This window comes from Novipirellula methanifontis (assembly GCF_052161655.1).
Lineage (GTDB): Bacteria > Planctomycetota > Planctomycetia > Pirellulales > Pirellulaceae > Novipirellula.
Map to the genome: position 1 here is coordinate 2,565,250 of NZ_CP197418.1, position 13,049 is coordinate 2,578,298.

Consider the following 13,049-nt stretch of genomic DNA (forward strand, 5'->3'; position numbering starts at 1 on the left):
GGAAGCGAGTCGTTATTGTTGAGTTTTTTGCCCGGCAGGAGAGGGTCAGACCCCTTTTCGGATACTCTCTTAGGCGGTGAAACGCTCTGCTTGATACGGCTGTGCTTCGATGCTGGTGGGGTCACCCGAGAGTAGTTCCCCAATCATGCGACCGGTTGCTGGAGCCATGCTCAGCCCCAGCATGTTGTGTCCACATGCCAAATAAACATTCGAGAAACTTGGGCAACGACCAATGATCGGAGTGCTGTCGTAGGTCATCGGTCGCCAACCGTACCAGGTTTCAGAGAAAGAATCAGGCAGCTTGCATGTCAAGTAATCCGCCGCCGCTCGCGTTAGCAGTTTGAGACGTTTTTGGGAAATGCTCGAATCGTAACCGATGAACTCCATCATCGAACCTAAACGGAGCTCCGATCCCCAAGGGGTTACAGCGACCTTGCGTTCAGGCAAAATCATCGGAGTGGTGGGACAGTTCTCGGGACGCGGCATCGTGATCGAATACCCTTTACCGGGTTGTATCGGTGCACGAAAGCGAAGCATCTGCTCAAGCAGCGGCGTCCAAGCCCCCGTGGCAATCACAAACTGATCCGCCGCAACTTGCTGAGACGACAGCGTAACACTTTGCGCGTTGCCGCCCGACTCGACAATCGCTTCGAGCGATTGATTCTCAATAAACGTAACACCACGACGTTGCAGCGAATCTCGCCATGACGCGACCAAGCGGGCAGGTCGCAAGTGAGCGTCGTGCTCAAAATACCACGCCCCCGCAACATCCTGCTGCAGTCCCGGTTCAAAGTCCAGCAACTCACTCGCGGACATCCGTCGCGCTGGCTCGTTGAAATCGCGACTCAGCATCGCATTGATGGGCGCATAAGCCTGCAAGGCGTCTTGGTTTTTGTAGACAAAAAGCAATCCTTGCTTGGTCCATTCGCAATCAAGTTGGTAATCGCGAATCAAGTCACCGTAAAGCTGCATCGATTCGGTGAGCAGCGGATGTATCGCCTGCCCCGATTGGATCCAATCGGTCTTGTTGCAACGACGCGAAAAGTTCCACAACCATTTCCAAAGATGAATGTTCATCCCAGGCCGGATACGCAGCGGTGGATTCGATTTCAGCATCGCCTTAAGCGTCGAGAAAATCGCACCGGGCTCGGCCAGCGGCAACGCATGGCTCGGACTCACGTAACCGCAGTTGCCATGCGAACATCCTCCCCCGACACGGCCGCGGTCAATCACGGTCACACGATAGCCGCGCAGATTCAAGTAATGAGCGCAGGCGATGCCAACCACTCCGCCACCTACGATCGCAACATGGCGCGACTCGCCCTCCGTAGCGGCAATGTGATTTGACGGGGAACTACCAGACGCATCCTGCGGCAAACTCATACTGGGATTCCGTACCGGAATGCATCATCGGGATCAAGCAACAATTGACTCTCGGCAGTGACCGAGGCCTCGCCCGTGACGCTTGGAACGATGATGCCTGAACTGGCAGCCACCGAGTCGGCAACCGATTGCCCTGGATCGATCCCCGTGTTCCCTAGTTTTTTGATTTCCTCTTCGCTGGCCAATCGGTACTTTGCTTCGAAATACGTTCCAATCATGCTTTCCTGGTGCCAACGTTTTCCGGGCTCCAGTTCGCCATCGGCGGCTAGGCACGCCAGCTTGGCGCTTGTGCCGGTGCCGCATGGGGATCGGTCCCATTGCCCGCCAGGGCAAAGAACAAAGTTGCGTCCGTCACCCGATCCTGAATCGCAATACAATTCAATATGGTCGATCACCTTGCCTGCATGGCCGGTGATTTTCTGGTCATCCAAAGCCTTGCGGATCGCTTTGGTGAATGTCATCAGTTCATCGAGATGTTGCGGGCGAATTTGTGAGGATTCACTGCGAACCAGAAAGAACCAATTGCCACCCCAAGCGACGTCGCCCGTCACTTCACCAAAACCAGGGACCTCTAACGCAACCGCTTTGCGATAGCGATAGCTGGGGACATTTTCGATCGTGACCCGATGCATGTCTTCGTCGAGTTCAAAACCAATCACTCCGACCGAAGTTTCAAGTTGATGGTACCCGGGACCAATTCGACCGAGATAGGCAAGCGTCGTCGCGACCCCAATCGCGCCATGGCCGCACATCCCCAAATAACCCGTATTGTTGAAAAAGATGACTGCCCCCGCATACTCCGGGTTAGTGGGTTTGCACAACAATGCACCCACCAACACGTCACTACCACGAGGTTCGTTGATCACAGCCGTGCGATAGTGATCGAATTCCTTGGCGAAACGCTGCTGACGTTGAGTCAACGTTCCTTTGCCAAGATCGGGACCTCCCGAAACAATCGTTCGAGTGGGCTCGCCGCAAGTGTGAGAATCAATCGTCGAAATACGCTCGACTTTTGGAGCAGAGACTTTCATGGGAGTGGTATTGTAGGGCAAACAATAGGAGGTTGTGTCCGTTCTCGTGCCGAGTCGTCGACTCTTGCCCGAGACAGCCAATGCAGAATGCATTCGCTAAGCAACTATGTTTGCAATAAAATGACCGGCCCACAAGACTCCAGAACGCGGAATCAGCGTAACCAGCCCAGCAGCCGTATTCCGCTTGCCCATGAAAGCAATCGCAACAGGAGTGAGTACCGCTCGATGAAGGCGGTGGCCCTCGCGTTACGCCAGCGCGGTGCTGTTGTTAGCTGGAACGACCATCGCACCGGGTTGAGCACTATTGGTGCGATAGTAATCCGGAGCCCAGCGGCTTAGTTCAACGTACATTGCGATCACGGCAACGAGCATGAACAGCATCGCGAGGATCAAAATGACGGTGTAAACGCTCGGAGGTTGTTTACGTGGTTTCTCAATCGAGGGTAGTGTCGACACGATCGCCCTCCTGAATAATGCCTTGGCTGTAATCGGCTAGGATTTCCGCGACAGCTCGATCGGGTTCAATCTTTAAGACGCGGGCCTTGCCAACGTAGCGGCCCTTGCGACTGACTTCGATATGGTGGCCTGATCGCAATCCATCATCGTATCCAATCGAAACTTCGATCAATCTCTTGGGACGATTGATCACCAACACGGTGCCGTTGCGATCCGGAGGCGATCCATCAAGCGGTTCGTTGATATCGATTCCCTTCGAGTCGACGACTTCTTTGTAACGGGTTACTTGAGCCATCAATTGGTCGTTACGCTCAGTTTGGATTTGAACAATCCCGCGTAACTTGTTCATTTGGTCCGTCAACTTCAATGTTTGAGTGAACAGGATGTCGCGGTCTTCCTGTTCCTTGCGAATTTGTTGTCGCAATCGATTCGCTTCGGCGGTCAACTCTTCGAGTTGCAGGGCACGGCTACGATCGGTTTGAGCAAACACGGTGTTTTGAGCTTCTTTTTGTTGATAGCTCTCTTCACGTTTTTGCAGTTGGTCTTTCAGTTGGTCCAACTGAGTCGTCAACGCTGCGAGCGCCGTTCGACGTGCAGCTTGTTCACGAGCCAAAGCCGCTTCAACGCGTTGCTGCGTATCACGAAGTTGCTCGTTGGTTGATTCAAAATCTTGAATTTGTTCTTTCAGTCCACCTGGGCCTGTCACGACGTCCCGCCAATTGCGGTGCGATGCGTTAACCGCCAAAGCCAAAACCATAAAGGTCAAGCTGAGGATGAGGATGATGACTGAGAACGACTTCCCGAGTAGGGTCATTGCGAAAATTCCGTATACGTTCCGACCGACAAGAGATCCCCGACGAAAAAGAGATCCAGCGACGCGATAGGCGAGTGAACTGCAAAAAGTGGCAATTCGTCAACGCTGGCACGCTCTGATAATCGAGAAGAGAGAAACTCACTCCACGCGACCAGTGAAGTATAGTTAGCCCATAAATAGAGTGTCAACGAAAACGTTGTTAAAACAGTTAAACCGGACGTGGTTTAACATCAGGGTCGGTTTGTGCTGCTTTTTACGATGATTTGGTGCCGCTAATTGGGCATTCATGCGGCAATCGGGGCTAGTAATCGATCCCCTCAAGCGATTTGATCGCCTGCAGGAACTGCTCCATGCTTGCCGTCCGTTTCTCAACGTTCGGTTGAAGTGCTCCCATGATCGCGCGAGCGAGTCGCGGTTCTACTTCGGGGCACCGCTCCAATAGGTCCTTCGGCGGTGAGGTGTCGTGATGCAGTGCTGCCTTTCCGTTCACTACATCCCCCTGCCACGGATGCTCGAAACAGCACAAGCAGTAACACGTCACGCCAAACGAAAAGATGTCGACGCGATAGTCGGTCGAACGACGCCGAACAATTTCCGGGGACATATAAAGCGGCGTGCCGGTGCGATTACCCGGAGCCATGAAGTGACGGGTCGCGGGGACAGTCAAGCCAAAATCGATCAGTTTCAGCCCGCTAAAATCGGGAAAACAGATGAAATTGCGGGGACAGATATCGCGATGGATGTAGCCGCGAGAGTGGACGTATCGGATCGCTTCGGCCATCTGCCGAATCAACGTCATCCGTTTGCCTTTGACGTTTGCTTCTTGGCGATTGACGATCACGTGTTGCAGGCTGGGCCCTTCGACAAACTCCATGACCAAGATCGGTTGGCCTTTGCTGGTCAACCCGGCTTCGTAGGTTTCGGCCACATTGGGATGCTTCATCCCCAAGGCGATTTCGCCTTCGCTTGGCTTTTTGAGTCCCTTAAAACGTGCCTCAAATTGCTCCATCTTCTCAATGTCAAGCAATTTGACGCCGACGGTGCGTTTGTGCTCGCGATCGTTGGCGACGAAGAAATTACTCATCGTCCCGGTGGCACTGGTTCGCACCCGGTCAAAACGCAGTTCGACGTTGATTCTCGCGTTGGCTTTGGCTACGCCCCCGGTGAAGTTGAACTTGGCCTTTAGCGAATCAAATAGCCCCATAGGGTCACGCGAGCATTGGGAAACAAGAGAAAAGAAAAAGCGTTATAGGTGTTCCAGACGGCTGCCCTAGGCAACTGCCCCCTCTAGGGAAAACCTACTTTCCACAATAGTCGATTGCGCGAGCAATCTCCGTTTTTAGCGATTTTCGTGGCACGATCCGGTCGATGTAGCCATGTTCCAGCAGGAATTCGCTCGTTTGAAAGCCTTCTGGCAACTCAATTCCGATGGTCGCCTTAATTGTTCGCGGACCCGCGAATCCAATCAATGCCTTTGGCTCGGCAAATACCAAGTCCCCCAGAGAGGCAAAGCTTGCCGCGACCCCGCCCATCGTGGGGTTTGTGAGGACACTAACGAATAGCCCCCCCGCAGCGTCATAACGCGCCAACGCGGCGGACACTTTTGCCATTTGCATCAACGAGAGAATGCCTTCGTGCATTCGAGCCCCCCCGCCACTGGCGCTGATGATGATCAGCGGGAGGTCATGTTCGGTTGCAAATTCGATCAAACGCGTCAATCGTTCGCCGACCACGGATCCCATGCTGCCCATAATGAACGCGCTGTCGGTCACCGCAAACGCCACGCGACGAGCCCGCACCATTCCGGTTCCGGTCAGCACAGCGTCGCTAAGCCCAGTGCGTTTTTGTTCCGCCTTTAGCCGTTCGGAATACTTGCGTCGATCGGCAAATTCCAGCGGATCGGTGGGTCGCAGATGCTCGTTCATCGACTCGAACGTGCCCTCGTCCAAAACTTGGGCGATGCGTTCGCGTGCAGACACATAAAAGTGATATTCGCACTTGGGGCACACGTTCAACCGCTGGGCAACCTCTTTGTTGTAGACCGATGCGCTACAACCAGGGCATTTGACCCACAAACCTTCGGGCACGCCACGTTTTTTGGGCGGCGCCGTCGAGTCCACGCTCTCCTGGCCGGTCGATGCGTCAGCGGCCAACACGCCTTCGGATTGCGGAGCGTCAGACGAGACCACCGGGTTGGGGTCGTCGGTCTTAGAAGGGGTCGAATCAACGCTTGCCATGCTATTTCGGACCATACTGTCTAGGGGATCAACAATTTGAAAGTCGGAATCGATCGTTCACCTTAGCCGATTTTTCCGATTTGTGCTCCCTCAAATTGTAGTCGCTCGACGCGGATTGCGGGACATGCCCCCCACACCCCTCATGACCTCATGTCCTGGTTTCGCTAGATTGCTGTAAACAGGACCTTAAACGTCCGTAGGTCTGGCCCAAAAAAGAGTGTCAAACGCATCTAGCCAACACCGTGGGTCATCCCGTAGAAGTGGTCCGCCACGGTCACGCAGAATTATTGACAGTCGCGTAGAATCACTTCCGCGTCCAGCATTCAAGCTTGCCAACCGTTAGGATTGACGCCGGTGGCGATGCCGATACAAAACCTGAACTGAAAAGTCCCTCACTCCTCATCCATTGACGACACGATCATGACGATTCGACCGGTACGAAAACTTCTTGTCGCCAATCGCAGCGAAATTGCGACCCGCGTCTTCCGCAGTGCAACGGAACTCGGGATTCGCACGGTTGCGATTTATTCTCACGAAGATCGTTATGCACTACACCGCTTCAAGGCGGACGAGGCGTACCAGATCGGCGAACCCGGCGAACCGATTCGCTCGTACTTGAACATCGAAGCGATCGTCGATCTGTGCAAGAAGCATGATGTCGATGCAGTCCATCCTGGTTATGGGTTCCTGTCGGAAAACCCGGAGTTCGCACGGGCACTGGAAAACGCCGGCATCCTGTTTGTCGGCCCCAGCGTCAACTCGCTCGAACAACTTGGTGACAAAACCGCAGCACGAAAGATCGCCGAAGCGGCCCAGGTGCCAGTTTTGGGTGGCAACAACAAAGCCCTCTCGGGTGTCGATGAAGCACTCGAAATCGCCAATTCGATGGGCTACCCCGTTATTTTGAAAGCCTCCAAGGGGGGCGGCGGACGCGGAATGCGAGTCGTCAATGCTGCCGAAGAGCTACCTGCGGCACTCGAAGCGGCTCAACGTGAAGCCAAAACGGCGTTTGGCAGCGACGAAGTCTTTGTCGAGCGGTTCGTGCAACGGGCACGCCACATCGAAGTCCAACTGCTCGGTGACAGACACAACAATCTGGTCCACCTCTGGGAACGTGACTGCAGCGTTCAGCGGCGACATCAAAAGGTCGTCGAAATCGCGCCGGCCCCCAACCTAAGTGCGGACGTCCGCAAGGCGATGTGCGAGGCGGCAATCAAAATTGGACGTGCCGTCGGCGATGGCACCAGCGGCTATGAAAATGCCGGCACCGTCGAATTTCTGTTCGATGTCGATGCGAAGCAGTTCTTCTTTATCGAAGTCAATCCTCGCATCCAAGTCGAGCACACCGTGACCGAAGAAGTCACGGGAATCGATATCGTTCGTAGCCAAATCTTAGTCGCACAAGGCTATCCGCTTGAAAGCGAAGAGGTGGGAATGGCGTCACAAGATGCGATTCGCACCAGCGGTTTTGCGATGCAGTGCCGTGTGACGACCGAAGACCCAAGCAACCAATTCCGTCCCGATTACGGCCGCATCAGCCATTACCGCAGTGCAGCCGGACTCGGCATTCGGTTGGACGCTGGCAGTGCGTTTAGCGGTGCAGTGGTCAATCCGTTCTACGATTCGATGTTGGTAAAAGTCACCGCGCGAGCCCCCACGCTGGCCTCGGCCGCGTCGCGCATGAACCGCTGCTTGCACGAGTTCCGCATTCGTGGCGTGAAAACGAACATTCCGTTTTTGATCAAGATGATCAACTACCCGGCGTTCTTGGCTGGCGAAGCAACGACACGCTTGATCGACCAAACTCCGTCGCTGTTTGAATTGCCACGTCGTCGCGACCGGGCCAGCAAATTGTTGGCATTTCTCGGTGAAACGATCGTCAACGGCAACCCGCTTGTCGTCGGACGCCCCGTTGCAACTCGCCGCGAACCGGCACCGGTTCCGAAACTGAAAAAACTAATCGAACTGCCCGCCCAAAAACTTCCCGAAGGGACCAAGGACATCTTTCGCCGCGACGGTGCCGAGGGGCTCATCAAATGGGTGCAACAACAAAAAGGGCTGTTGTTCACCGACACCACGATGCGTGACGCGCATCAATCGCTGCTCGCCACTCGCGTGCGAACGTTTGACATGTTGCAGATCGCGCCGGCGTACGCACAGCTGACGCCACAGCTGTTCTCGTTGGAAATGTGGGGCGGAGCAACGTTCGATACCACGATGCGGTTCTTGCAAGAATCTCCGTGGCAACGCCTGGCAGACCTACGTGAGCAGGTACCCAATATCCTGACTCAGATGTTGCTGCGAGCCAGTAACGCGGTGGGCTACACGAACTATCCCGATAACGTCGTCCGCTTGTTTGTACGCGAAGCGGTGCAAGCAGGAATGGACGTCTTTCGTGTTTTCGATGCACTCAACTGGCTCGAAAACATGAACGTCGCGGTGGACGCGGTCTTGGCCGAAGGCGGGATTTGCGAAGCATCGATCTGTTACACCGGCGATCTGCAAAACCCACGACGTACTAAATACGACATCAAGTACTACGTCGAGCTGGCCAAACAGCTCGAGAAACGTGGCGCCCACTTGTTGGCGATCAAGGACATGGCCGGACTTTGCAAGCCGGCCGCCGCTGTCCAGTTGATCCGTGCCTTGCGAGAAGAAATCGGCATCCCGATCCATTTCCACACGCACGACACTGCGGGTATCCAAGCGGCAACGATTTTGGCCGCCGCTGGCGAAGGTTTGCAAATTGCCGACGCGGCACTCGCACCGCTTTCCGGTGGTACTAGCCAAGTCAACCTGAACACGTTGGTCGAAGCACTTCGCGACACCGATCGAGAGTCCTCGCTGTCGACCGAAGCGTTGACGCAATTGGCAACGTATTGGCAGGCCGCACGTGAGTTCTATCTGCCGTTCGAAAGCAGCGTGTTGCCTGCCACCGGCGACCTTTACGAACACGAGATGCCTGGCGGACAATACACCAACTTGTATCAACAAGCTCGTGCACTGGGGCTCTCTGATCGCTGGGCCGAAGTATGCAAAGCTTATGCCGGAGTAAATCGCTTGTTCGGCGACATCGTCAAAGTCACCCCGACGAGTAAAGCGGTCGGTGACATGGCATTGTTCTTGGTCGCCAATGAGATGTCAGCCGAAGATGTTTTGACCGCCGACAAATCGCTTGCCTATCCCGCCAGCGTGATTGATTTGATCGGCGGACGGATGGGACAACCGCCAGGCGGATTCCCAGACGAAATCATCAAGATCATTCTGGGCGATCAAAAACCGGTGCTCAACCGTCCGGGTGATTCGATGCCTGCGGCCGACGTTGCTGCAGCTCGAGCTGCCGCGGCAAAGCTAACCGGCGATCCCGAAAACGACCGTGCCGCAGTAACGCATCTGCTGTACCCCAAAGTGTTCGAGGACTTTGCCAAACACCGTAACACCTACGGCGACGTCGATCACATTCCGACCCCCAACTTTTTCTACGGACAAGAACCAGGCGAAGAAATTGCGGTCGATATCGAACCCGGCAAACGCTTGATCGTCAAATTTTTGGCGGTCGGGGTACCCCATCCCGATGGCACGCGTACCGTCTTCTTTGAACTGAACGGTCAGCCACGCGAAGTTTCGATCCTCGACAAATCACTTGAGCCCAAGGTCAAAGCGGCAATCAAGGCCGACGCCAACGATCCTGGTCAAGTGGCCGCCAGCATGCCGGGAATGGTGATCACGGTTGCTGCAGCCGAAGGGGACAAAGTGAAAGAAGGTCAAAAGTTGATGGTGCTCGAAGCGATGAAGATGGAAACCACCATCAACGCGCCAGTCAGCGGAACGATCGCCAACATCCAAACACCCGCAGGCACCCAAGTCGAAGCGGGCGATTTGTTGGCGACGATCACCGTTAAGTAGCCGAAGCCACTTTAGATCAGGGGCTTTGGACGCTCGAAGCCCCACGAGGCGGCCATTGCGTCGGCCGCCTCTTCGATGTCCGTGATCTCGCCCCAACCGCCGTTTCTTAAAAAGGCATGGGCGAATTCGTGCGCGATCACATACCACGCAAACGGTTCATGGGCATCGGCAAGCTTCAGTCGAAGCACCACGCAGCGACTGGTCGTTCCAGCGTGCCCTGGCGCGGGCATCAAGAATGACCAACCCACACCCGGTTGATAATTATCAATCGTGACCTGAAAACGGTGGTCATCCAGAAAATCTTGCTGCACCTCGGCCGGCAGCCGCTCGAGGACATGCATCACCCGTCGCTGCAAAACGGGGTGATCCGAAAACGGGGCGAGGTAGGGGGCGAAACGCATAAGTTGATCGATCTTCGTTTTGAGCCCATGACGGCAGTGTGGAACATTGCGTACGCTGCAAGCCAAAACGCCATTGTATCACAGGCCTTCCGTAATCGAAAAGCATCGCCCCCCACCCTCCTGGATTTGCTTGTGTTCGGTCGACAATCTTATACTTGGTGTTGATACCTCCGATGTCCTGATAGTGCAGCATGTTGTGATCAGCCAGAAACACGGTGCCGAGACCGCCGCGATCCTATCGCTTGCGGATCGAGTATTCTTTGACTACGGTGAGATTTCTAGTCGGGGGGACCGGCCGAGGCACTCTCGCAGTCTTTTCGGAAAAGCTTCTGCATTATTTGAATTCACGCTATCACTCATGCTGTGATTCTGGCCTCTATCACCGGCCTCGGACGTCAGTGAGTTGTAACAATCGACAATGAAGGAGTCACGCGATTACGAGACCTCAATTCAAAGTCGTGATGTATGCTACGTCCAACATCGCATGCTACGCCACGATCACGGCAGAAATCAATCGACGTTATTGCCAGCGGCAAGGCTACGGGTTTTGCTTCGAACAATATGAAGAATTCGAGCTAACGCCGCCGCATGAGAAAGTACGCATCATGCAGCGGCATCTCGCATCCGCGGAATATCTACTGTGGATCGACGCCGACGCTTGTGTGGTTAATTTCTCGCAGCGGTTGGAAGAGTTTTGCAGCAACGGAAACGACATCGTCATTGCCGGTCACCAGTTTGGATTCGCGCCGTTCGGCGAACGAATGCGTTACGAAATTGGTGGCGTACCATGTGGGCTCAACAGCGGCGTGATGATGTTTCGCAACAGCAAATGGTCAGGCAATTTCATGGCGGATTGGTGGGACCGGTGTGTTGAGGGTGAGCGGCAGGGAACGGCTTTTATGGAGCAAGGACAACTCCAGCAAATGCTGATGGAAAACGCCAATGACATTCAGCGACACATCAATATCGTGACTCCCTCCTCGCGATTGAACCGCTGCGACGACGATGGGCAAGACGTTTGTGAGTTTATCCTGCACCTATGGGGTAGCGACGAAGAAACGAGAACGCGAATTTTCCAGCAAATCGCAGCGGGCCAGCATCCCGAAACCTCGATTTCCCTACCAACCTTTGATGTCAATATGCGTTCAACCTAACGCATGCTCAACGGCAAAGACTCACACCGACGCAGCCTTCCGCTGACATTAATGCAGTGCGCTGGCCTACGACTAGTCAACGTCGACGTGACGAGCCTTGGCCGGTGGCTGGCCGGAATGCAACTCTACGTCTGAGGTATTCGGTGCCTTCGCTGAATCCGCTTCTGCGACATCGAAGAACTCGGCCAGCAGTTTCGGAAGCTTCTCGCCTCTTGCTTCGAATGACACGATATTACCCTCCCGGTCTACCAAAATTGCAGTTGGGATGGCAGTAATATCGTATCGCTTGCTCATCGATTCCGCCTCTGCCGCATCCGCATCGTAGATCGACGGCCAAGGAATCTCGGCACTCTCGATGTACTCTTCTGCTTTCGTTCGGTCGCGATCCAGGCAGACTCCAACGACCTCAAATCCGTGCTGATGGAAAGTGTCGTATTGCTGCTTGATGTTGGGAATTTCGCGGAGGCACGGACCGCACCATGATGCCCAGAAATCGACCAACACGACCTTGCCTTCGTATTCCTTCCAGTCGATCGATTCACTCGACATCAATTTACCGTCGACGACAATCGGCGTCCCTATTAGCTTCAGTCTTGATTCGATCCTTTCTGCGGTTTCTCGCAATTTAGCGATGACCGCGTCATTCGTGTTGTCTTCCGATTCAGCAAGCGCGTCGGCGATCTCGCGGAATACTCGCAGTGCTTGATGGGGTTTGTCAGCGCGCTGGAACATTCCTGCCAAACCTGATGCCATTCCAAGCACTCGAGCTAGAGACGCACCGTCAGAATTCTCTTTGGCTATCGCCTTTGCGTCTTCGATCAGTTGTGTCTGTTCGTCGTCGGACATCTCGTTGATCTTGCCCGCGCGTGCTTGCAATTCGACGATTTTTGCAACCACTTTTTGCACACCCGAATCCGACAACCGGGACATTCTGACGACGTTTTGCTGCGGGGCCAAGCGGATTTCGGAGTCGGACGCGGCGTCCACAGGATCTTCGTGCCTGATGTGAAATCTGCTGAACGTGACTTTGACTTCATCAGGAATCGTCTTCACACCCGAGACTCCGGCAAGTAGTGTTGCACCCGCATTGATTTTCGCCGTCCCCATCTCATGCCACTCATCTCCGACATGCCGCACAAGGCCACGAACCGTTTCATCGCGGACTTCTAATCGAAGCTCAACTGCGCGGTCCGCTTGCAACGGATAATCGGCAAACAGCCCCATGCGGGTTCGTTTCGCATCAATCCGTTGCTCGAAGTTGGTGTAAAACGACTTCGTTCCGTTGCGAATAAAACTGGCTCGTTCGAGCCGGATATAGTTTTGTTGGTCCTGCATTAAAACCAAGCCGCCACTGACGTAGGCGCGGGGTAGTTCCGGTAGCGGAAGGTCGCCCGCCACGACCGTCGAGACGGAAAAGTCGCCGCTGAGCGAACGCACAATGCGAGGCGAGTTCATGCTACCGCTCTCGGCGTCCAAACCGTGCGGTCCTGGACCAAACGTCACCACCACGGAGTCTTTACCGACGTCAAAGCGGCAATCACCATCGGGATCGATCAACTGGCCCCACCCGTCGAGGGTCCCATACATTGAATCCGCGGCGGGAGCGATTGAAACCGTCAGCAGAAGCAGAACACAAGTTGTGAGAAGACGCATGGCAGGCAGCCCTT

The 13,049-nt window shown here is 54.7% G+C and carries 10 protein-coding genes; 2 read left to right on the top strand and 8 right to left on the bottom strand.

From position 1 onward, the window contains the following. Window positions 1-69 precede the first annotated feature (69 nt). From SH528x_RS09005 to accD, 6 genes are all read right to left on the bottom strand, one after another. Window positions 70-1,383, bottom strand: a complete 1,314-nt coding sequence (locus SH528x_RS09005) for an NAD(P)/FAD-dependent oxidoreductase (RefSeq protein WP_442510193.1) — start codon at window positions 1,381-1,383, stop codon at window positions 70-72. After that, window positions 1,380-2,414: a proline racemase family protein gene (locus SH528x_RS09010; protein WP_442510194.1), complete on the bottom strand. Its 1,035-nt coding sequence runs from the start codon at window positions 2,412-2,414 to the stop codon at window positions 1,380-1,382. Before SH528x_RS09010 ends, SH528x_RS09005 begins: the two co-directional genes overlap by 4 nt. Window positions 2,415-2,660: 246 nt before the next feature. Next, complete coding sequence (locus SH528x_RS09015; RefSeq protein ID WP_442510195.1) at window positions 2,661-2,870, bottom strand: hypothetical protein; 210 nt, start codon at window positions 2,868-2,870, stop codon at window positions 2,661-2,663. Beyond that, window positions 2,848-3,684 carry a hypothetical protein gene (locus SH528x_RS09020; RefSeq protein WP_442510196.1) on the bottom strand — a complete coding sequence of 279 codons (837 nt, stop codon included), beginning with the start codon at window positions 3,682-3,684 and terminating at the stop codon, window positions 2,848-2,850. The genes SH528x_RS09015 and SH528x_RS09020 overlap by 23 nt, the downstream gene beginning before the upstream one ends. 301 nt (window positions 3,685-3,985) lie before the next feature. Continuing rightward, window positions 3,986-4,888 carry a serine/threonine protein kinase gene (locus SH528x_RS09025; RefSeq protein WP_442510197.1) on the bottom strand — a complete coding sequence of 301 codons (903 nt, stop codon included), beginning with the start codon at window positions 4,886-4,888 and terminating at the stop codon, window positions 3,986-3,988. A 94-nt stretch (window positions 4,889-4,982) separates the two neighbouring features. Next, entirely contained in the window at window positions 4,983-5,921 is a 939-nt protein-coding gene (accD, locus tag SH528x_RS09030; protein WP_442510198.1) for an acetyl-CoA carboxylase, carboxyltransferase subunit beta, read from the bottom strand. Window positions 5,922-6,341: 420 nt separating this feature from the next. Between accD and SH528x_RS09035 the strand changes: the two genes are divergently transcribed. Beyond that, complete coding sequence (locus tag SH528x_RS09035) at window positions 6,342-9,827, top strand: pyruvate carboxylase (protein ID WP_442510199.1); 3,486 nt, start codon at window positions 6,342-6,344, stop codon at window positions 9,825-9,827. Window positions 9,828-9,838: 11 nt separating this feature from the next. Here SH528x_RS09035 and SH528x_RS09040 read toward each other — a convergent pair whose 3' ends face one another. Continuing rightward, the gene (locus tag SH528x_RS09040; protein ID WP_442510200.1) at window positions 9,839-10,228 is read right to left on the bottom strand and encodes a hypothetical protein; all 390 of its coding nucleotides are present in this window, start codon (window positions 10,226-10,228) and stop codon (window positions 9,839-9,841) included. 461 nt (window positions 10,229-10,689) lie between these two features. Here SH528x_RS09040 and SH528x_RS09045 point away from each other — a divergent pair, with 461 nt between their 5' ends. Next, window positions 10,690-11,382: a hypothetical protein gene (locus tag SH528x_RS09045; RefSeq protein ID WP_442512102.1), complete on the top strand. Its 693-nt coding sequence runs from the start codon at window positions 10,690-10,692 to the stop codon at window positions 11,380-11,382. A 72-nt stretch (window positions 11,383-11,454) separates the two neighbouring features. Here SH528x_RS09045 and SH528x_RS09050 read toward each other — a convergent pair whose 3' ends face one another. Then, entirely contained in the window at window positions 11,455-13,035 is a 1,581-nt protein-coding gene (locus SH528x_RS09050; protein ID WP_442510201.1) for a redoxin family protein, read from the bottom strand. Between the last annotated feature and the right edge of the window lie 14 nt (window positions 13,036-13,049).

Excerpts from the sequence above, each read along its gene's own strand:
- SH528x_RS09005 (WP_442510193.1), bottom strand. The coding sequence starts at position 1,383 with ATGAGTTTGCCGCAGGATGCGTCTGGTAGTTCCCCGTCAAATCACATT.
- SH528x_RS09040 (WP_442510200.1), bottom strand. The coding sequence starts at position 10,228 with ATGCGTTTCGCCCCCTACCTCGCCCCGTTTTCGGATCACCCCGTTTTG.
- SH528x_RS09035 (WP_442510199.1), top strand. The coding sequence starts at position 6,342 with ATGACGATTCGACCGGTACGAAAACTTCTTGTCGCCAATCGCAGCGAA.
- SH528x_RS09010 (WP_442510194.1), bottom strand. The coding sequence starts at position 2,414 with ATGAAAGTCTCTGCTCCAAAAGTCGAGCGTATTTCGACGATTGATTCT.
- SH528x_RS09050 (WP_442510201.1), bottom strand. The coding sequence starts at position 13,035 with ATGCGTCTTCTCACAACTTGTGTTCTGCTTCTGCTGACGGTTTCAATC.
- accD (WP_442510198.1), bottom strand. The coding sequence starts at position 5,921 with ATGGCAAGCGTTGATTCGACCCCTTCTAAGACCGACGACCCCAACCCG.
- SH528x_RS09020 (WP_442510196.1), bottom strand. The coding sequence starts at position 3,684 with ATGACCCTACTCGGGAAGTCGTTCTCAGTCATCATCCTCATCCTCAGC.
- SH528x_RS09045 (WP_442512102.1), top strand. The coding sequence starts at position 10,690 with ATGTATGCTACGTCCAACATCGCATGCTACGCCACGATCACGGCAGAA.
- SH528x_RS09025 (WP_442510197.1), bottom strand. The coding sequence starts at position 4,888 with ATGGGGCTATTTGATTCGCTAAAGGCCAAGTTCAACTTCACCGGGGGC.